Source organism: Dyella telluris, assembly GCF_014297575.1.
Lineage (GTDB): Bacteria > Pseudomonadota > Gammaproteobacteria > Xanthomonadales > Rhodanobacteraceae > Dyella > Dyella telluris.
In genome coordinates, this window is the sequence record NZ_CP060412.1 from 4304058 (window position 1) to 4323013 (window position 18956).

An 18956-nucleotide genomic window follows, 5' to 3' on the forward strand; every position below is an offset into this window, starting at 1 on the left:
GTTTTCAGTGAAGCAAGGGATCAGAGCGCTTCGAACACGCCTGCCGCACCCATGCCGGTGCCGATGCACATGGTCACCATGCCGTACTTCTGCTTGCGGCGGCGCATGCCGTGAAGCAGGGTGGCGGCGCGGATGGCGCCGGTGGCACCCAGCGGGTGGCCCAGCGCGATGGCGCCGCCCAGCGGGTTCACCTTGGCCGGGTCCAGGCCAAGGTCGCCGATCACCGCCAGCGCCTGCGCGGCGAAGGCTTCGTTGAGCTCGATCCAGTCCAGTTGGTCCTTGGTGAGGCCAACCTGCTTGAGCGCCTTCGGAATGGCTTCCTTCGGGCCGATGCCCATCACTTCCGGCTTCACGCCCGCCACCGAGTAACCGACGAAACGGCCGATCGGGGTGAGGTTGAACTCCTTGATCGCCTTCTCGCTGGCCAGCAGCAGGGCGCCGGCACCGTCGGACATCTGCGAGGAGTTGCCGGCCGTCACCGAGCCGCCGAACTTGTCGTTGCGGAACACCGTGCGCAGCTTGCCGAGCACATCCAGCGTGGTGCCGGCGCGCGGGCCTTCGTCGGTGTCGATCAGGCGGCTGTCAGTGGTGATGCCACGCGTGGCGAGATCGGGGTAGTGGTCGTCAAGCTGGAACGGGGTGATCTCGTCCTTGAACTCGCCGGCGGCGATGGCGGCCAGCGCGCGGCGATGACTTTCCACGGCGAAGGCGTCCTGCTGCTCGCGGGTGACCTTCCACTGTTCGGCCACCTTCTCGGCGGTGATGCCCATGCCGTAGGCAATGGCGACATCTTCCTTGTTGGCGAAGATGGCGGGGTTCATCGCGATCTTGTGGCCCATCATGGGCACCATGCTCATGCTCTCGGTACCGGCGGCGATCATCAGGTCGGCCACGCCGAGCTGGATGCGGTCGGCGGCCATGGCAATGGCCTGCACACCGGACGAGCAGAAGCGGTTGATGGTGACGCCCGGCACCGTGTACGGCAGGCCGGCGAGCAGGGCGCCGATGCGGGCGACGTTCATGCCCTGCTCGGCTTCCGGCATGGCGCAGCCGACGATCACGTCTTCGATGCGATGCGGGTCAATGCCCGGCGCCTGCGCCATCACGGCGCGGATCACGTGGGCGAGCATGTCGTCCGGGCGGGTGTTGCGGAACACGCCACGCGGCGCCTTGCCGACCGGCGTGCGGGTGGCTGCGACGATGTAGGCGTCTTGCACTTGCTTAGTCATTGGGAACTCCAGGGATTTGGCAACGATGATCAAGTAGTGAGTGAAGAGGAGTGAGTCGTGAGAAGAAGCAGAGCTCTACTCTCGCTTCTCACTCCTGCGCGCTGCGCGCGCTCACTAGTTCCTCAGCGGCTTGCCCGTAGTCATGGTGTGCGCGATGCGGGCCTGGGTCTTCTCGGTCTTGGCCAGCTCCACGAAGTGCTTGCGCTCGAGCTGGAGCAGCCATTCCTCGTCCACCAGCGAGCCGCGCTCGATCTTGCCGCCGCACAGCGTGTCCGCGATGCGCGTGGCGATGGCCACGTCATGCGGCGAGGCGAAGTAGCCTTCGGCAAGGTTGGCGAGCGAGGCCTGGAACGTGGCGGTACCCACGTCGCCAGCGACAGGGATGTTGCGAGCCATCATCGGCGGACGCCAGCCGGTTTCGGCCAGCGACAGAGCGACCTTCTTGGCGACGTACAGCAGCTCGTAGGCGTTGAACACGACCACGTCGCTGTCGCGCAGCAGGCCCAGCTGCTTCGCTTCCATCGCGCTGCCGGAAACCTTCGCCATGGCGACCGTCTCGAACACCTTTTTCAGCGACTCGAACGGATCTTCCGGGTTGGCCTTCGCCGCGCGGATGGCCAGCTCGTGCAGGCCGCCACCGGCCGGCAGCAGGCCGACGCCGGCTTCCACCAGGCCGATGTAGCTTTCAAGTGCGGCCACGGTGCGCGCCGAGTGCATCTGGAACTCGCAGCCGCCGCCGAGGGCGAGGCCGCGCACGGCCGACACCACCGGCACCAGCGAATGCTTGATGCGCATGCTGGTGGCCTGGAAGTTGGCGACCATGGCGTCGAAGTCGTCGAACTTGCCGGCCTGCAGCAGGCCCAGTGCTCCCTTGAGGTCCGCACCGGCCGAGAACGGCTCGCCGGTCTGCCAGATCACCACGGCCTTGAGCTGCTGCTCGGCGACATCGATCGCCTGCTGCACGCCATTGAGCACGTGGTCGTTGACCGTGTTCATCTTGGTCTTGAACGAGATGATGCCCACGCCGTCGTCGCCCAGCGTCCACAGGCGCACGCCCTCGTTCTCCCACACCGTGGTGCCCTGGTCGAACTTCTCGCCCAGGATCGGATCGGGGAACAGCTGGCGCTGGTACACCGGATGCTGCGAACGCGGCTTGTCGGCGTTGGCGCTGGCCGAGTACGAACCGTTCTTGCCGTGCACACCGGTGCGGCCGTCGGTGACCCAGGCCGGCAGCGGGGCGTTGCTCATGGCCTTGCCCGCGGCGATGTCCTCGGCGATCCAGCCGGCCACCTGCTGCCAGCCGGCAGCCTGCCAGGTCTCGAACGGACCGAGCTTCCAGCCGTAGCCCCAGCGGATGGCGAAGTCGACGTCACGCGCGGTATCGGCGATGTCGGCCAGGTGATAGGCGGAGTAGTGGAACAGGTCGCGGAAGGTCGCCCACAGGAACTGCGCCTGCGGGTCGGCGGATGCGCGCAGCTTGCCGAACTTCTCGGCCGGATCCTTGATGGCAAGGATGGCGGCGACTTCATCGGACGCCTTCTGTTCGGACGGGCGGTAATCCTGCTTGGCCACGTCGAGCACGACGATGTCCTTGCCGGCCTTGCGATAGAAACCTGCGCCGGTCTTCTGGCCCAGCGCGCCCTTCTCGATGAGGGCGGAGAGCCACACCGGGGCCTTGAAGTACTGGTGCCACGGATCGTCAGCCAGCGTGTCGGCCATGGTCTTGATGACGTGCGCCATGGTGTCCAGGCCCACCACGTCCGCGGTGCGGTAGGTGGCGCTCTTGGGGCGACCCACGGCCGGGCCGGTCAGCGCATCGACGGTGTCGAAGCCCAGGCCGAACTGCTGCGTGTGATGCATGGTGGCCAGCATCGAGAACACGCCGATGCGGTTGCCGATGAAGTTCGGGGTGTCCTTGGCATACACCACGCCCTTGCCCAGCGCGGTGGTCAGGAATGCCTCAAGGCCTTCCAGCACGTTCTTGTCGGTGAGCTTGGTCGGGATCAGCTCGACCAGGTGCATGTAGCGCGGCGGGTTGAAGAAGTGCACGCCGCTGAAGCGGTGGCGCATCTCTTCCGGCAGCGCCTCGGCCAGGCCATTGATGGACAGGCCCGAGGTGTTGGAGGCGATCACGGCGGTCGGCGACAGGTGCGAAGCGATCTTCTTGTAGAGATCCAGCTTCCAGTCCATCCGTTCGGCAATCGCCTCGATGACCAGGTCGACGTCCTTCAGGTGGTCGAGGTCTTCGTCGTAGTTGGCCGGGATGATCGTGGCGGCCACGGTCTTGTCGGCCAGCGGGGCAGGGGACAGCTTCTGCAGGTTGGCAATGGCCTTCAGCGCGATACCGCTCTTGGGACCTTCCTTGGCGGCCAGGTCGAACAGCACGGTCTCGACGCCGGCATTGCTCAGGTGCGCGGCGATCTGCGCGCCCATGACGCCGGCGCCCAGGACCGCAGCCTTGCGGATTCGTAGCGCTTTGGGGGTGGATGGAGCGGACATTGGCTTCTCCGTAATACGAAACGCTGGTGGTGAGACAGGCGGCCGTTACCGGCCGAAGGGAGTCGGGGTGACGAAATCAGGTGGACTTGAGGCCTGCGGCGGCGAAGCGGATGAGGTGCTCGGCGGTCTGCTCGCGGTGGCGCTGTTCAGGGACGTCGCTCTTGCGCTGGATCATGCCGAAGCCCGACATGGCATGGGTCAGGGCGCCGGTGACCAGATCCACCCGCCAGTAGAGCTCTTCCTTGCTCAGCTGAGGCAGCAGGCGGGCGAATTCGGCGGTGAACTGGCGCATCACGTGGCCGTAGTTGTCCGACAGGAACTTGCGAAGGGTGTCGTCGTGCTCGGCGAAGGCGCGGGCCAGCACACGCATGAACAGGGAGCCGTTGCCATCGTGGGAAAGCTCCAGTGCAGGCACGATGAAGGCGGCCAGCACGTCCTCGATGGTGGTGCCCGGCTCGCCGCTGATCTTCTGCAGGGCCGCCATGCGGCGGCCGTTGAGCTGGTCCAGGCGGCGGCGGAACACCTCCTCGATCAGGCGGTCCTTGGAGCCGAAGTGGTAGTTCACGGCGGCTAGATTGACCCCGGCGGCGGCCGTGAGCTGGCGCAGGGAGGCCCCCTCGAAGCCGTGGCGGGCAAACAATTCCTCCGCCGCGCCCAGGATGCGCTCCTTGGTTGGCATGGAAGCACTGGCGACTGGCATGGTCCGCAACTCCGGCTGGAATCAAACGATCGTTTGAGCATACGCGGGTCGATTTACGGCCGTCAAACGGTCGTTTTAGGACAGGCCCCAAAACCGGCGCCCGGCTTGCGTATCAGGTAGAATCTGTCAAACTTTCGTGAGCTAAATCCGCATATCTAGGCAGGATTTGGCGTAACTTCGTCGGCAACGGCCGACCCGCCCACTCAGATACCAGTTTTTTCCGGAGCAGACCCTCATGGCGCTGGAGCGCACCCTTTCCATCATCAAGCCCGACGCCGTTGCCAAGAACGTGATCGGTGAAATCTATGCCCGCTTCGAGAAGGCCGGCCTCAAGGTCGTTGCCTCGAAGATGAAGCAGCTGTCGCGCGCCGAAGCCGAAGGCTTCTACGCCGTGCACAAGGAGCGCCCGTTCTTCAACGCGCTCGTCGAATTCATGATCTCCGGCCCGGTGATGATCCAGGTGCTGCAGGGTGAAGGCGCGGTCCTGAAGAATCGCGACCTGATGGGCGCCACCAATCCGAAGGAAGCTGCTGCCGGCACGATCCGCGCCGACTTCGCCGATTCCATCGATGCGAACGCCGTGCACGGTTCCGACGCTGCCGAAACGGCTGCTGTCGAAATCGCGTACTTCTTCGCCACGACGGAAGTGCACGCACGCTGAGCCTTGCGTTCCTCTGTGAACGCGATGACTTGAAGAAGTGGCCACACGTGGCCGCGCTTTTCACAACAAACCGCGTTCCATTGGGGAACGAGAAGGACACGAGGGCGGTTTAAACACCGCGGTTTTGAAGATGACTGACCAGGCTATTTCCACCACCACCACCGACAAGGTCAACCTGCTCGATTTCGATCGACAGGGCCTGCGTGACTTTTTCGCCTCCATTGGCGAGAAGCCTTATCGCGCCGAGCAGGTGATGAAGTGGATCTACCATCGCCTGGAAGACAACTTCGAAAACATGACCGATGTCGGCAAGGCGCTTCGAGCCAAGCTCGAGGCGTCGTGCTACGTCGGTGCTCCCAAGACCATGTTCGAGAAGGGCGCTGCCGACGGCACGCACAAGTGGCTGCTCGGCATGGACGGTGGCAACGCCGTCGAGGCGGTGTACATCCCCGAACCCACCCGCGGCACGCTGTGCGTGTCCTCGCAGGTGGGTTGCGGCCTGAACTGCCAGTTCTGCTCCACTGCGACGCAGGGCTTCAACCGCAACCTCGCCACGTCCGAAATCATCGGGCAGATGTGGGTGGCGGCCAAATACCTCGGCAACATCACGCACCAGAACCGCCGCATCACCAACGTGGTGATGATGGGCATGGGCGAGCCGTTGCTGAACTTCGACAACGTCACCAAGGCGATGAGCCTGATGCGCGACGACCTGGGCTTTGGTCTGGCCTCCAAGCGCGTCACCCTGTCCACCGCCGGCCTGGTGCCGATGATCGACAAGTTGTCGGACACCATCGATGTGTCGCTGGCTGTTTCGCTGCACGCGGCGAATGACGAGCTGCGTACCGAGCTGGTGCCGCTCAACAAGCGCTACCCGATCGCCGAGCTGATGGCTGCATGCCAGCGCTGGCTGGATCGCAAGCCGCGCACCTCGATCACCTTCGAGTACACCCTGATGAAGGGCGTGAATGACCAGCCCGAGCACGCGCGCCAGCTGATCAAGCTGATGCGGCGCATGCCCAACTGCAAGGTCAACCTGATTCCGTTCAACCCATTTCCTGGCACGCGTTTCGAGCGCTCGGACGCCGAAACCATCCGTGCATTCCAGACCCAGTTGCTCAATGCCAACGTGCTGACCATGCTGCGCCGTACCCGTGGCGACGACATCGATGCCGCGTGTGGCCAGCTCAAGGGGCAGGTATTGGATCGCACTCGTCGCCAGGCCGAATTCCGCAAGCGTCTGGACGAAGGGGAGAGTCATGCGGCTTGATCGAATCCTGTTGAGTGCGGGCGTAGCCATGTTGATGGCTGCGTGCGTGCCGGTGTCCAACACCAATCCCGGCAGCAACGAAGGATCCAAGATCAATCGCCAGAGCAAGGCGGAGCAGAAGCAGGAGGGCGCACGCGTCCACACCGAGCTGGCCCAGCAGTACATGGCTAACGGTGACCTGGAAGACGCGCTGGTCAAGGTCAACAAGGCCTTTACCTTCGACCCCAATTACGTGCCGGCGCATACCGTGGCGGCCGTGATCTACCAGCGCATCAACGACCTGCCCAACGCCGAACTTCACTACCGCAAGGCGCAGTCGCTGGCACCGGACAAGGGCGATACCAACAACAACCTGGGCTGGTTCCTCTGCAATAGCGAGGGCAAGCCCGCCGAGGCATTGCCGTATTTCCAGAAGGCCGTGGCCGACCCGTTCTATCAGACGCCGTCGCTGGCCTGGAACAACGCGGGCATCTGCGAGCAGAAGGGGCAGAATCTTGCGGCCGCCGAGGTGGACTTCCGCAAGGCGCTGGAAATCGACCCGAACAACAGCGGGGCGTTGTATCAGCTCGCCCAGGTGCTTTATCTTCAGAACGATGCGTTCCGTGCTCGCGCCTTCATCCAGCGATTTGATGCGCTGGGTACGCCGACGGCGGCATCGCTCAAGCTCGGGCATGACATTGAATCAAGGTTGGGCAACAGGGATGCTGCTCTCAACTACAGTCGGCGATTGCAAAGCCAGTTCCCGGATTCGGAACAGGCGCGCGCCCTCGATGCAACCGCACGCCAATGACCTCTCAGCAGTCAAATTCGGCCAATAGCGGCAACCGAGAACTCCACTTCAGCCAAGCACCCGACGTCACCATGGATACCGAACACTCCTCGCTGGAAGCGATCAAGGGACACCTTGGCGGGCGTCTGCGCGCGGCGCGCGAAGCACGTGGGCTGAGCGTCGAGTCGTGCGCGCACACCCTGCGCCTGCCGACCCGTGTGCTCAGGCAGATCGAAAGCGGCGAGTACGGCGGCATCGACTACCAGGTCTACCTGGGTAGCTATCTCACCAAGTACGCGCGCTATCTCGGTATCGACGAGGATGACGTCAAGCTCGAGCTTGAGCGCATCAAGCCAGAACAGCCTTCGCTGGTTGCCACGGGTGGCATCTCCCACTCGCGCTACCTGCTCGAGAACTATGCCCGCGCCGCCACTTATGTGGTGCTGACGGCGGCCATCGTGGTGCCGACCATCTGGTTGGGCGTGCGGGGCACGCTGGATCGGGACGTCAGTCATCTGGCCCCGCTGGACGCCGCGCCGGTGGCCCAGGTTGATGCGCCGGTGAGCAGCGCCACCTCGGCCAGCACCGCCGTGGCCGAAATGACTGCCAAGCCGCAGGATCAAGGTGCCGCCGCCACCGCTGGTACGCCGGCCGTGGCCCCACAGGCTGCTCCGGAAGCCGTTCCCCCGCAGGATCAGCCGCTGATGGCGTCCATGACGCCGTTCCCGAACCTGGGTGGTGACACCCATGCCGCGCCGCAGCCCGCTGCACCGGCAGCCCCGGATGCCACGGGTACGGGCGCGCACAGTCTGGTGCTGAGCCTGCAGGGTGCCAGCTGGGTCGAGGTCACCACCAAGGATGGCTCGCGTCTGGAGTACGGCCTGTTGCCGGCCGGCAGCTCCAAGACCTACCACAGCGACCAGCCGCTGGAAGTGCGCATCGGCAATGCCGGTGGCGCACAGGTCATGCTCGACGGCCAGCCCATGGCGCTGGACAACTACCGCCGTTCCAACGTCGCGCATTTCCGCGTGGAGATGCATGACGGCAAGGCCGCGCCGACCGGCGCGTGAGCCGCGCCGGGCCTGTGCGGCCTGGCGCAATCGGTTATGCTTGCCCATTGTCCGCTCGGCGACGAGCGGGCAGGTCGGGCTGATTTATTTTCCGCATGACAGGCGCCGCCAGGAGCCTTTGGCGCGCGGCTTCCCCATAGGGTGATTGCATGGCATTTGAAGAGTACGACGACTACGAACAGAGCGAACTCGTACAACAGTGGTTGCGCCAGAATGGCCTGTCCATCGTCGTCGGTATCGCGATCGGTCTGGTCGGCATCTTTGGCTGGCAGCAGTGGAACAAGCACAAGGACGCCCATCAGGCGGAGGCCTCCAACCTTTATCAGCAGATCCAGGTCGCGACCGCGTCCGGCAAGACGGATAGCGCAGACCAGCTGACCGATCAGCTGCTCAAGGACTACACCGATTCAACCTACGCCGTGTTTGCCGTGGGCGACCGGGCCGAGCGTCAGGTCCAGGCCAAGCAGCTGGACAAGGCGATCGAATCCCTTGGCTGGGCCGAGGCACATGCCACCGATGCGAACCTGAAGTCGCTGTCGCAGATGCGCATGGCGCGCGTGCTGCTGGCGCAGGGCAAGGGCGCTGATGCGCTCGCCGCGCTGGATCGCATGCCGGCAAAAGCCTACGAAGGCGTTGCTCAGGAACTACGCGGCGATGTGCTGGTCAAGCTTGGGCGCCCGGACGATGCCCGCAAGGCATACGACGCCGCCAAGGCGGCGATGGGTGAGAGTGCGCCTCAGAGCGTGCAGATGAAAATCGATGATCTGGCCGTGGCCGGGAAGCAGGGTGCATGAAAGCTGAAGTGAAGAAGCGCGGTGCGATGAGGCGCGTTTGGCTGGTGGCGCTGACCTCCCTGGTGGTCCTTGCCGGCTGCCATTCGTTCAAGAAGGAAAACGTCCAGCCGCCGACTCCGCTGGCCAAGGACTTCAAGCCGACCACCCAGGTCACCAAGCTGTGGACCACCAGCGTGGGCGACGGTGCGGGTGAAAGCGGCGTGCGCCTGCGCCCTGCCTTTGCCGACGGCGTGCTCTACGCCTGCAGCACCGACGGCAAGGTTGCAGCGATCGACGCCACCAGCGGCAAGACGCTGTGGACCAAGAGCTCGCGCACCCAGGGCTGGTTCGGCTGGGGTGACAAGAAGCGCGCCGACGCGCTCTACGCCGGTGGCCCGATGGTGTCCGGCGACCTGCTCGTGGTCGGCACGCTCGATGGCCACGTGTACGGCATCAACGCGAAGGACGGCAGCCCGCGCTGGGAGTCGGTCGTCAATTCCGAAGTGATCTCCTCGCCGGTGATCTCCGGCAACCTGGTGGTGGCCCGCACGCAGGATGGCCGCCTGTACGGCTTCGACAGTGCCACCGGCGAACGTCGCTGGGTGTACGACCAGGACACCGTGCCGCTGCTCAGCCTGCGCGGCAATGGCCCGCTGCTGGCCGCCAACGGCGTGGTGTTCTACGGCAGCGATGCCGGCAAGCTCGTGGCGCTGCGCCTGGACAACGGCGAAAAGCTGTGGGAACAGACGCTCGCCAGTGGCGAAGGCCGCACCGAGATCGATCGCCTGGCGGATGCCGATGGCGCGATCCTGCTGTCCGGCACCACGCTGTACGGCGCTGCCTACCACGGCAATCTCGCGGCCGTGGATGGCCCCAGTGGCCGTCCGCTGTGGGGTCGTCCGTTCTCCACCTTCACCTCGCTGGATGTCACCGACACGGCCATCTATGGCGTGAACGACGAGTCGCAGGTGTGGGCGTTCGACAAGAACGGCGGCTCGGACATGTGGAAGAACGATGCGCTCAAGTACCGCTGGCTCACCGGGCCGGCCGTGCTGGGCAACTATGTCGTGGTGGGCGACCTGGAGGGCTACGTGCACTTCCTGCAGACCGGTGACGGCGCGCTGGCGGCACGCGAGCGCCTGTCCAAGAAGGCCATCCGCGCCCAGCCGCTGGTGGTGGGCGACATCGTGTACGTCGAAGACGTGAAGGGCCGCATCGGCGCTTACCGTCTCGGCGGCCGCTGATCGCCGAACAGAATAGAAGGTTGTTGAATCATGCTGCCCGTCGTTGCCCTGGTCGGTCGTCCCAATGTCGGTAAATCGACCCTATTCAACGCACTGACGCGCAGCCGTGACGCCCTGGTGGCTGATATGCCGGGCGTTACGCGAGATCGCCATTACGGCGTGTGCCGCACCGGCACGCGTCCGTTCGTGGTGGTGGATACCGGTGGTCTCTCCGGTGACGAGGAAGGCCTGGATGGCCTGACCGCGCAGCAGGTGCGCCTGGCCATCGAAGAGGCCAGCGTGCTGGTGTTCGTGGTGGACGCGCGCGACGGCCTGCTGCCGCAGGACCGCACCATCCTTGATGAGCTGCGTCGCAGCGGCAAGCCGATCATCGCCGGGGTCAACAAGACCGATGGCCTTGACCTGCAGAACGCCATGGCGGAATTCGCCGTGTTCGGCATCGCCAACACGCTGCCGCTGTCGGCCGCGCACAATCGCGGCACGGAAGACCTGGTCGCCTCCGCGCTCACGCTGTTGCCGGAAGACGAGCACGAGGAAGTGGAGGCCGTCGATCCGGACAGCATCCGCGTCGCCATCGTTGGCCGCCCCAACGCGGGCAAGTCCACGCTGATCAATCGCCTGCTGGGCGAAGACAGGCTCATCGTTTCCAACGTGGCCGGCACCACGCGCGACCCCATCAAGGTGTCGCTGGAGCGTGATGGCCGCAAGTACACCCTGATCGACACCGCCGGCGTGCGCCGCAAGGCGCGCGTCGAGGAAGCCGTGGAGAAATTCAGCGTCATCAAGACGCTGCAGTCCATGGCCGCCGCGCAGGTGGTGGTTGTGATGATCGATGCGCGCGAGAACCTGGCCGACCAGGACCTCACGCTGATTGGTCACGCCGTGGACGAGGGCAGGGCCCTGGTCATTGCCGTCAACAAGTGGGACGGCATGGACAGCTACCAGCGCGAGCAGTGCCAGAAGGCGCTGGAGCGCCGCCTGCAGTTCGTCGACTGGGCCAAGAACGTGTTCATCTCGGCGCTGCATGGCTCGGGCCTGCGTGAACTGATGAAGTCCGTGGTGCGCGCCCATCATGCGGCGACCAAGGAGCTGGGTTCCTCCGAGCTCACCAAGACGCTTGAGCGCGCCTACGAGAGCTACCAGCCGCCGCTGGTGCGTGGCCATGCCCCCAAGCTGCGCTTTGCGCATCCGGGGGGCACCAATCCGCCGACCATCGTCATCCACGGCAGCCGTACCAAGCACATCGCACCGGCGTATCGCCGTTATCTGGAGAACTTCTTCCGGAAGCGCTATCGCCTGGAAGGCACGCCGGTGCGCATCGAATTCCGCGACGGCGAAAACCCGTACGCCGGCAAGAAGAACGTGCTCACCGAAGGCCAGATGCGCAAGCGTCAGCGCATGATCCGCGAGATGAAGAAGCGCAAGCGGTAAGCCTCGCGCTTCCCCTGTGGGAGCGCACCCTGTGCGCGACTGTGGCGGCTCGATGACCTCTTGATGTATCCCCGCGCCGTCTTTATGTGGCTGCATTCGTGTGCGCCGCGGTGACTTCGCGCGTCTGTCGCGCACAGGATGCGCTTCCACCGGGGTGGCGGCGTGCTTGGACGTACCGCCACGTCGCCGTAAGCTAGTCAGATGACGAGCCTCAACCGCGACCGTTGGCTGGAATCCCTGCGGGCCAGCATTCCCGAGATCTCCCCCGTCGATGCCCTTGCCGGACAGGCGCAGGGCAGTCTGTTGATCGACGTGCGCGAGGATGGCGAGCGCGCCAGTGGCACGCCGGTGGGTGCCGTGGGCTTGTCCCGTGGATTCCTTGAGCTGCGTATCGAGCAGGTCGAGGCGGACAGGGCGCGTCCTCTGCTGGTGCTTTGCGGCAGCGGCCAGCGCTCGCTGCTGGCGGCCGAGGCACTGCAGCGCATGGGGTATGCGCACGTGGCGTCCGTCGCTGGTGGCTTTCAGCGCTGGAAGGCCGAAGGCCTGCCGATTGCGGCGGTTGCCCTCGACAGTGATGCTGCCGAACGCTACGCGCGGCAACTGCAGCTGCCGCAGGTTGGCGAGGCCGGGCAGGCGAAGCTTGGCGCGGCCCGCGTGGCGGTGCTGGGTGCCGGCGGCCTGGGTGCGCCAGCGGCGCTCTATCTTGTGGCGGCGGGTGTCGGCCAGCTCACCCTGATCGATGACGATCGCGTCGAGCGTTCGAACCTGCACCGGCAGGTGATCCATGCCGATGCCCGCGTGGGCATGCTGAAGACCGAATCCGCACGGATGGCGCTCGCGGCGCTCAATCCGCGCGTGCGCATCGACGTCCGCAACGAGCGCCTTCAAGCCGACAACGTCGAGCGCCTGCTGGCCGATCACGATCTGGTGATCGACGGTGCCGACAATTTCCCCGCGCGCTATCTGGTGGCCGCTGCATCGCGCCGCCTGCGCATGCCCATGGTGTACGGTGCGGTGGAGCGGTTTACCGGACAGGTCAGCGTGTTCGATCCGCGTCGCGCCGATTCGCCGTGCTACCGCTGCCTGTTCCCCGAGCCGCCGGCAGCGGCGGATGCGCCCAACTGCAGCGAAGCGGGCGTGCTTGGCGTGTTGCCCGGCATCGTGGGACTGTTGCAGGCCACCGAGGCGTTGAAGCTGATCCTTGGCATGGGCGAACCCCTGGTGGGGCGTCTGCTGAATGTCGATGCGCTGGGCATGCGTTTTCGCGAGACGCGGTTGCCGCGTGACCCCGGGTGCCCCGGCTGCGGGGATGCCGCCCCATTCCATGGCTATGAAGACCTCGTGCAGCTCTGCGCTGCGGCGGGCTGATCAGGCCAGGTCGCTGGCCACCAGCGAGTAAATCGCCGCGTCCAGTGGTTCGCCGCGCAGCGTGAGGCGGCGACGGGCAATGCCTTCAAATTGCGCCCCGGCCTTTTCGGCCACGCTACGGCTGGCCAGGTTGTCGGCGGCTATCACGATCTCCAGCCGCCTCAGTTCCGTCGCGTGCAGCGCATGCCGGGCCAGCAGGCGCACGGCGGCGGTTGCCACGCCACGCTCCTGCTGGCTTTGGCGCACCCAGTAGCCAAGGTTGGCCATGCCGTTCTCGGCCTGCCAGTGGTTGAGTCCCACGCTGCCGATCAATTCGTCCGTGCTGCGGTCGGCGATCACCAGTGCGCATTCGTCGCCCACGCCGTGCCAGGCCAGTCGTGTTCGGGCGATCCAGCGGCGACCGTCCTCCATGCTGAAGCCCGGCGTGCACCAGCCCTGCCACCGGCCAATGCTGTCCATGGATTCGTGTAGCGATGCATGGAGGGCAGGGAGGTCGGTGGGGCGGAATGGGCGCAGCCGCAGGCCGCCTTCCTCCAGCACGGGGCCGGGCGAGGCCTCGCTGGGCTCGGGCGGTAACAGGGAGTAGACCGCGGCAGCGGCGGCAGCCCCGTTCAGCAGAATGCGGTTGGGCGACGTGCCATCGAAGTGCGCGCCCAGGCGTTCGGCAGTACGGCGGCTCGCGGTGTTGTCCACGGCCACGACTATTTCGATGCGCACCAGCCCGAGCACTTCAAAGCCGTAGCGCGCCAGCGCCAGTGCGGCGCGCGTGGCGACGCCTTGCCCCTGCGCCGAGCTGCGGACCCAGTAGCCAAGATTGGCGCTGCGCCGCTTCGAGTCGATGCGGTTGAGGCCGATGTCGCCGAGCACGCGACCGTCCGCGTCGACGATGGCGAAGGTGCGGGCTTCGCCGCGTTCATGTCCCGCCTGCGATTCGGCGATCCAGCGGGCACTGTCCTCGGCGCTGTAACCCTCGTGCAGCCACGGCAGCCAGGGCGATACCGAGGCAATCGATTCGCGGGCGGCCTCGTACAGGGCGCGGGCGTCTTCCGTGCGCCATGGGCGCAGGCGGATGCCCTGGGCGTCAAGTTCGGTGGGAGCGGTCAAAATAGGGGTGTCAGCCATGCGGATTCGTTTGTGTGCGTGCGGCCGAGCCGGGATAATACGTCTCTTTGCAGGCGACCCTCACCATGAGCGCACGTATCCTCGACGGCAAACGCATCGCGCAGGAACTGATGGATCGCATTGGGCGGCGTGTCGCCGAGCGCAAGGCCAAGGGGCAGGACGTGCCCGGGCTGGCCGTGGTGTTGGTGGGTGACGACGCCGCGTCCTCTGTCTATGTACGCAACAAACGCAAAGCCTGCCATCAGGTTGGCTTCCGCTCGTTCGATTTCGACTTGCCGTCCAGCACGAAGCAGGAAGAACTGATCGCCCTGATCGACCGGCTCAATGCCGATCCTGCGGTGCACGGCATCCTGGTGCAGTCGCCGCTGCCAGATCATATCGACGAGGACGCGCTGGTTGATCGCATTGATCCGGGCAAGGACGTGGACGGTTTCCAGGCGGTCAACGTGGGCCGCCTCGCGTTGCGTCGCTTTGGTCTGCGCCCCTGCACGCCGCGCGGCGTGATGACCCTGCTCGGCCACACGGATCGCCCGGTGCGCGGCCAGCATGCCGTGGTGGTGGGCGTGTCCAACCACGTGGGGCGTCCGCTGGCGCTGGAGTTGCTGATCGCCGGCTGCACCACCACCTGCTGCCACAAGTTCACCCGCGACCTGGAGGGCTTCGTGCGCCAGGCCGACATCGTGATCGTCGCGGTCGGTCGTCCCGGTCTGGTCAAGGGTGAGTGGATCAAGCCTGGCGCCGTGGTGATCGACGTGGGCATCAATCGCCTCGAAGACGGCCGTCTGGTGGGCGACGTGGATTTCGCGCCGGCCGCCGAGCGCGCCAGCTGGATCACGCCGGTACCGGGTGGCGTAGGCCCCATGACGGTGGCGACGCTGCTGGAGAACACGCTGGAAGCGGCCGAGGCGCGGGACGCGCGCCAGGGCTGACGCATCCCGCGTAGGAGCGCACCCTGTGCGCGACCACCTGACGGAGCGGCATCGACACGGCGCTGCGGTCGCGCACAGGGTGCGCTCCTACAGGTGGTCTTCGGTGCCTTGCTGCGGCTTTCCGTTCATGCAAGGTGTGGCGGCCCTCTGGCCTTCCGCGTATAATCTCCTCTTTGCAGGGACAAAATCGCATGCGTATCCTCGCCGAGGCTCTCACCTACGACGATGTTTACCTCGTTCCGGCCCATTCGGCCGTTCTGCCACGTGACGTCGATACCTCCACGCGGCTTACCCGAAACCTGCGCCTGAACATCCCCATCGTGTCCGCTGCCATGGATACGGTCACCGAAGCCCGCCTCGCCATCACCATGGCCCAGCAGGGCGGCATCGGCATCATCCACAAGAACATGACCGCCGAGCAGCAGGCCGCCGAAGTGCGCCTGGTGAAGAAGTTCGAAGCCGGCGTCATCCGCAGCCCGATCACCGTCGGTCCGAACACCTCGATCCGCGAAGTGCTGCAGCTCACCCGCGCCGCCAACATCTCCGGCGTGCCGGTGGTGGACGGCGAGAAGCTGGTCGGCATCGTCACCAGCCGCGACTTGCGCTTCGAGCGCAAGCATGACGATCCGGTGCGCAACATCATGACGCGCCAGGACAAGCTCGTGACCGTGCGCGAAGGCGCCGACCAGGACGAAGTGCTGCAGCTGCTGCACAAGTACCGCATCGAGAAGGTGCTGGTGGTCAATGACGACTACCAGCTGCGCGGCCTGATCACCGTCAAGGACATCCAGAAAGCCCGCGACAACCCGAACGCCGCCAAGGATCGCCATGAGCGCCTGGTGGTGGGTGCGGCCGTGGGCGTAGGCGGCGACACCGAACAGCGCGTGGAAGCGCTGGTCGACGCCGGCGTCGACGTGATCGTGGTCGATACCGCGCATGGTCATTCGCAGGGCGTGATCGAGCGCGCCGGCTGGGTGAAGAAGAACTACCCGCACGTGGAAGTCATCGCGGGCAACATCGTCACCGGCGAAGCGGCGCGTGCGCTGCTGCACGCGGGCGTCGATGCCGTGAAGGTGGGCGTGGGCCCGGGCTCCATCTGCACCACGCGCGTCGTTGCCGGCGTGGGCGTGCCGCAGATCACGGCCATCGACATGGTCGCCACGGCGCTCAAGGACGAGATCCCGTTGATCGCCGACGGCGGCATCCGCTACTCGGGCGACATCCCCAAGGCACTGGCTGCCGGTGCGTCCACCGTGATGCTCGGCTCCATGTTCGCCGGCACCGAAGAATCGCCGGGCGAAGTCGAGCTGTTCCAGGGCCGCTCGTACAAGAGCTACCGTGGCATGGGCTCGCTGGGCGCGATGGCGCTGGGTTCCAAGGATCGCTACTTCCAGGACGAGGCCGACGCCGACAAGCTGGTGCCGGAAGGCATCGAAGGTCGTGTGCCGTACCGTGGTCCGCTGCGCAACATCATCCATCAGCTGATCGGCGGCCTGCGTGCCTCGATGGGCTACCTGGGTGCCGCCACCGTCGAGGACGTGCGCCAGAAGGCGCAGTTCGTGAAGGTGACCAGCGCCGGCGTCACCGAAGCCCACCCGCACGACATCCAGATCACCAAGGAAGCGCCGAACTATCGGCTCAATTCCTGAGAGTGAAGCGTGGCGCAGCCGGTCCATCGTCAGCGCCTTCACCCTTTGCTCGTTGAGGTGACCTTGCAGCATCGTCATTCCAGCGAAAGCTGGAATCCAGCGCCTTCGCTTTGGTGTGGAAAGGCACCGGATCTCGGCCTTCGCCGGGATGACGGTGAGGAAGATTTTCACGGGTCGGGCGCTCCAGCGTTCCGACCCTTCTCATTTTCGACTCCGGACGTTCGCCGTCATGACCGATATCCATAGCGACAAAATCCTCATCCTCGACTTCGGCGCGCAGTACACGCAGCTGATCGCCCGCCGCGTGCGCGAGATCGGCGTCTACTGCGAAATCTGGGCATGGGACCACGACCCGGCCGAGATCGCTGCGTTCGGCGCCAAGGGCATCATCCTTTCCGGTGGCCCGGAATCGACCACGCTGCCGGGTGCGCCCACGGCGCCGCAGCAAGTGTTTGATTCGGGTCTGCCCATCCTGGGCATCTGCTACGGCATGCAGACGCTGGCCGCGCAGCTGGGCGGCGCCACCGAAGCCGCTGACGCCCGCGAGTTTGGCCATGCGGAAGTGGACATTGTCCCGACCAGCCGCCTGTTCGCCGGTCTGAGCGACCACGACAGCGCGCACCGCCTGGACGTGTGGATGAGTCATGGCGATCACGTCGCCAAGGCGCCGCCGGGCTTCGTCATCACCGGCACCACGGACCGCATTCCCGTTGCCGTGATGGAGAACGAGGACAAGCGCTGGTACGGCGTGCAGTTCCACCCGGAAGTGACCCACACCAAGCAGGGCACCAACCTGCTCAAGCGTTTCGTCACGGAAATCTGCGGCTGCCAGACGCTGTGGACCGCCGCGCACATCATCGAAGACCAGATTGCCCGCGTGCGCGAGCAGGTGGGCAACGATCACGTGCTGCTTGGTCTCTCCGGCGGCGTGGATTCCTCCGTGGTGGCCGCGCTGTTGCATAGGGCCATCGGTGACCAGCTGACCTGCGTGTTCGTCGACACCGGCCTGCTGCGCTTCCAGGAAGGCGACCAGGTGATGGCCACCATGGCTGAGCACATGGGCGTGAAGGTGATCCGCGTGAACGCCGCCGAGCGCTACTTCAGCGCGCTCGAAGGCGTGGCCGACCCGGAAGCCAAGCGCAAGATCATTGGCCGCCTGTTCGTGGAGATCTTCGACGAGGAGTCGGCCAAGGTCACCAACGCCGGCCACGGTCAGGTGAAGTGGCTGGCCCAGGGCACCATCTATCCGGACGTGATCGAGTCCGCCGGCAGCAAGACCGGCAAGGCTCACGTGATCAAGAGCCACCACAACGTGGGCGGCCTGCCGGAGCACATGAAGCTCAAGCTGGTCGAGCCGCTGCGCGAGCTGTTCAAGGATGAGGTGCGCCGCATCGGCGTGGAGCTCGGCCTGGCGCGCGAGATGGTCTACCGCCATCCGTTCCCGGGCCCCGGCCTGGGCGTGCGCATCCTGGGCGAAGTGAAGCGTGAATACGCCGAGCTGCTCGCCCGTGCCGACGCCATCTTCATCGAAGAGCTGCGCGCCTGGGACCTGTACGACAAGACCAGCCAGGCCTTCGCCGTGTTCCTGCCAGTGAAGTCGGTGGGCGTGGTGGGCGATGCCCGTGCCTACGAATGGGTGATCGCGCTGCGTGCGGTGGAGACTATCGACTTCATGACCGCGCATTGGGCGCACCTGCCGTACGAGTTCCTTGGCAAGGTTTCCAATCGCATTATCAATGAGTTGCGCGGTGTTTCTCGTGTCGTTTATGACATCAGTGGCAAGCCGCCCGCAACGATTGAGTGGGAGTAAGCCGGCCCGGTCCGGGCTGGCGCGCCGGCATCATTAGTCCCGTGTAATTGATTGATATCAAAGGATTCGTGATGCCGCTGCCTGACGATCGCCACGAGCTGTTGTTCTCCTACGGGACGCTGCAGCTCGAGCGCGTCCAGCTCGAGTCCTTCGGGCGCTTGCTCGAAGGACAGGACGACGCCATGCCGGGTTACTCCCGCACCATGGTGGAGATCACCGACCCCGAGGTGCTGCGCAAGAGCGGAGAGCGGTTCCATCCGATCGTCGCACCCAGCGACAACCCGGCGGACGAAGTCGCCGGCAAGGTATTCCGCGTCACCGCGGCCGAGCTGGCTGCGGCTGACGCTTATGAGGTCTCGGACTATCAGCGGGTCGCCGTGCGGCTCAAGTCCGGCAAAGTAGCCTGGGTGTATATCCAGGCCTGAGCGGTAT

Annotated in this window: 17 protein-coding genes; 12 read left to right on the forward strand and 5 right to left on the reverse strand. The window is 65.4% G+C overall.

The genetic code is table 11. From position 1 onward, the window contains the following. Nucleotides 1-20: 20 nt before the first annotated feature. The 3 genes from H8F01_RS19045 to H8F01_RS19055 all read right to left on the reverse strand — a co-directional run bounded on the left by H8F01_RS19045 (nt 21) and on the right by H8F01_RS19055 (nt 4428). Nucleotides 21-1229, reverse strand: a complete 1209-nt coding sequence (locus H8F01_RS19045) for an acetyl-CoA C-acyltransferase (RefSeq protein ID WP_187056593.1) — start codon at nt 1227-1229, stop codon at nt 21-23. A 114-nt stretch (nt 1230-1343) separates the two neighbouring features. Then, complete coding sequence (locus H8F01_RS19050) at nt 1344-3728, reverse strand: 3-hydroxyacyl-CoA dehydrogenase/enoyl-CoA hydratase family protein (protein ID WP_187056594.1); 2385 nt, start codon at nt 3726-3728, stop codon at nt 1344-1346. A 76-nt stretch (nt 3729-3804) separates the two neighbouring features. Beyond that, nucleotides 3805-4428: a TetR/AcrR family transcriptional regulator gene (locus H8F01_RS19055; RefSeq protein WP_187056595.1), complete on the reverse strand. Its 624-nt coding sequence runs from the start codon at nt 4426-4428 to the stop codon at nt 3805-3807. Between the two features lie 235 nt (nt 4429-4663). On the opposite strand from H8F01_RS19055, the gene ndk reads away from it, so the two are divergent. The 8 genes from ndk (at nt 4664) to moeB (ending at nt 13014) form a co-directional block, all read left to right on the forward strand. Continuing rightward, nucleotides 4664-5089, forward strand: coding sequence for a nucleoside-diphosphate kinase (gene ndk, locus H8F01_RS19060; protein WP_187056596.1), 426 nt, complete (start codon nt 4664-4666; stop codon nt 5087-5089). Between the two features lie 130 nt (nt 5090-5219). After that, nucleotides 5220-6359 (forward strand): dual-specificity RNA methyltransferase RlmN, encoded by a 1140-nt coding sequence (gene rlmN / locus H8F01_RS19065; protein ID WP_187056597.1) that lies wholly within the window; start codon nt 5220-5222, stop codon nt 6357-6359. Then, on the forward strand, nt 6349-7149 hold the full coding sequence (pilW, locus tag H8F01_RS19070; RefSeq protein WP_187056598.1) for a type IV pilus biogenesis/stability protein PilW: 801 nt from the start codon (nt 6349-6351) through the stop codon (nt 7147-7149). Before rlmN ends, pilW begins: the two co-directional genes overlap by 11 nt. Before the next feature lie 71 nt (nt 7150-7220). Continuing rightward, nucleotides 7221-8198 (forward strand): helix-turn-helix domain-containing protein, encoded by a 978-nt coding sequence (locus tag H8F01_RS19075; RefSeq protein WP_238481054.1) that lies wholly within the window; start codon nt 7221-7223, stop codon nt 8196-8198. 149 nt (nt 8199-8347) lie between these two features. Continuing rightward, nucleotides 8348-8992, forward strand: coding sequence for a YfgM family protein (locus H8F01_RS19080; RefSeq protein ID WP_187056600.1), 645 nt, complete (start codon nt 8348-8350; stop codon nt 8990-8992). After that, complete coding sequence (gene bamB, locus H8F01_RS19085) at nt 8989-10215, forward strand: outer membrane protein assembly factor BamB (protein WP_187056601.1); 1227 nt, start codon at nt 8989-8991, stop codon at nt 10213-10215. The genes H8F01_RS19080 and bamB overlap by 4 nt, the downstream gene beginning before the upstream one ends. Nucleotides 10216-10245: 30 nt before the next feature. After that, complete coding sequence (gene der, locus H8F01_RS19090) at nt 10246-11646, forward strand: ribosome biogenesis GTPase Der (RefSeq protein ID WP_187056602.1); 1401 nt, start codon at nt 10246-10248, stop codon at nt 11644-11646. A gap of 201 nt (nt 11647-11847) precedes the next feature. Next, entirely contained in the window at nt 11848-13014 is a 1167-nt protein-coding gene (moeB, locus tag H8F01_RS19095; protein WP_187056603.1) for a molybdopterin-synthase adenylyltransferase MoeB, read from the forward strand. On the opposite strand, the gene H8F01_RS19100 is transcribed toward moeB, so the two are convergent. Further along, the gene (locus H8F01_RS19100; RefSeq protein WP_187056604.1) at nt 13015-14136 is read right to left on the reverse strand and encodes a GNAT family N-acetyltransferase; all 1122 of its coding nucleotides are present in this window, start codon (nt 14134-14136) and stop codon (nt 13015-13017) included. It lies immediately after the preceding gene. A gap of 65 nt (nt 14137-14201) precedes the next feature. On the opposite strand from H8F01_RS19100, the gene folD reads away from it, so the two are divergent. Beyond that, nucleotides 14202-15065, forward strand: coding sequence for a bifunctional methylenetetrahydrofolate dehydrogenase/methenyltetrahydrofolate cyclohydrolase FolD (folD, locus tag H8F01_RS19105; protein ID WP_187056605.1), 864 nt, complete (start codon nt 14202-14204; stop codon nt 15063-15065). A 191-nt stretch (nt 15066-15256) separates the two neighbouring features. Continuing rightward, nucleotides 15257-16714, forward strand: a complete 1458-nt coding sequence (guaB, locus tag H8F01_RS19110; protein ID WP_187056606.1) for an IMP dehydrogenase — start codon at nt 15257-15259, stop codon at nt 16712-16714. On the opposite strand, the gene H8F01_RS19115 is transcribed toward guaB, so the two are convergent. Then, on the reverse strand, nt 16704-16958 hold the full coding sequence (locus H8F01_RS19115) for a hypothetical protein (RefSeq protein WP_187056607.1): 255 nt from the start codon (nt 16956-16958) through the stop codon (nt 16704-16706). The two genes, guaB and H8F01_RS19115, sit on opposite strands and share 11 nt — an antisense overlap. Between H8F01_RS19115 and guaA the strand changes: the two genes are divergently transcribed. Next, nucleotides 16944-18524: a glutamine-hydrolyzing GMP synthase gene (gene guaA, locus H8F01_RS19120; RefSeq protein WP_187056608.1), complete on the forward strand. Its 1581-nt coding sequence runs from the start codon at nt 16944-16946 to the stop codon at nt 18522-18524. The two genes, H8F01_RS19115 and guaA, sit on opposite strands and share 15 nt — an antisense overlap. A gap of 71 nt (nt 18525-18595) precedes the next feature. Further along, entirely contained in the window at nt 18596-18949 is a 354-nt protein-coding gene (locus H8F01_RS19125; protein ID WP_187056609.1) for a gamma-glutamylcyclotransferase family protein, read from the forward strand. Nucleotides 18950-18956 lie beyond the last annotated feature (7 nt).

Bases quoted from the DNA above. Each gene is read 5' to 3' on its own strand.
- H8F01_RS19045 (WP_187056593.1), bottom strand. From the start codon at position 1,229: ATGACTAAGCAAGTGCAAGACGCCTACATCGTCGCAGCCACCCGCACG.
- H8F01_RS19050 (WP_187056594.1), bottom strand. From the start codon at position 3,728: ATGTCCGCTCCATCCACCCCCAAAGCGCTACGAATCCGCAAGGCTGCG.
- H8F01_RS19055 (WP_187056595.1), bottom strand. From the start codon at position 4,428: ATGCCAGTCGCCAGTGCTTCCATGCCAACCAAGGAGCGCATCCTGGGC.
- ndk (WP_187056596.1), top strand. From the start codon at position 4,664: ATGGCGCTGGAGCGCACCCTTTCCATCATCAAGCCCGACGCCGTTGCC.
- rlmN (WP_187056597.1), top strand. From the start codon at position 5,220: ATGACTGACCAGGCTATTTCCACCACCACCACCGACAAGGTCAACCTG.
- pilW (WP_187056598.1), top strand. From the start codon at position 6,349: ATGCGGCTTGATCGAATCCTGTTGAGTGCGGGCGTAGCCATGTTGATG.
- H8F01_RS19075 (WP_238481054.1), top strand. From the start codon at position 7,221: ATGGATACCGAACACTCCTCGCTGGAAGCGATCAAGGGACACCTTGGC.
- H8F01_RS19080 (WP_187056600.1), top strand. From the start codon at position 8,348: ATGGCATTTGAAGAGTACGACGACTACGAACAGAGCGAACTCGTACAA.
- bamB (WP_187056601.1), top strand. From the start codon at position 8,989: ATGAAAGCTGAAGTGAAGAAGCGCGGTGCGATGAGGCGCGTTTGGCTG.
- der (WP_187056602.1), top strand. From the start codon at position 10,246: ATGCTGCCCGTCGTTGCCCTGGTCGGTCGTCCCAATGTCGGTAAATCG.
- moeB (WP_187056603.1), top strand. From the start codon at position 11,848: ATGACGAGCCTCAACCGCGACCGTTGGCTGGAATCCCTGCGGGCCAGC.
- H8F01_RS19100 (WP_187056604.1), bottom strand. From the start codon at position 14,136: ATGGCTGACACCCCTATTTTGACCGCTCCCACCGAACTTGACGCCCAG.
- folD (WP_187056605.1), top strand. From the start codon at position 14,202: ATGAGCGCACGTATCCTCGACGGCAAACGCATCGCGCAGGAACTGATG.
- guaB (WP_187056606.1), top strand. From the start codon at position 15,257: ATGCGTATCCTCGCCGAGGCTCTCACCTACGACGATGTTTACCTCGTT.
- guaA (WP_187056608.1), top strand. From the start codon at position 16,944: ATGACCGATATCCATAGCGACAAAATCCTCATCCTCGACTTCGGCGCG.
- H8F01_RS19115 (WP_187056607.1), bottom strand. From the start codon at position 16,958: ATGGATATCGGTCATGACGGCGAACGTCCGGAGTCGAAAATGAGAAGG.
- H8F01_RS19125 (WP_187056609.1), top strand. From the start codon at position 18,596: ATGCCGCTGCCTGACGATCGCCACGAGCTGTTGTTCTCCTACGGGACG.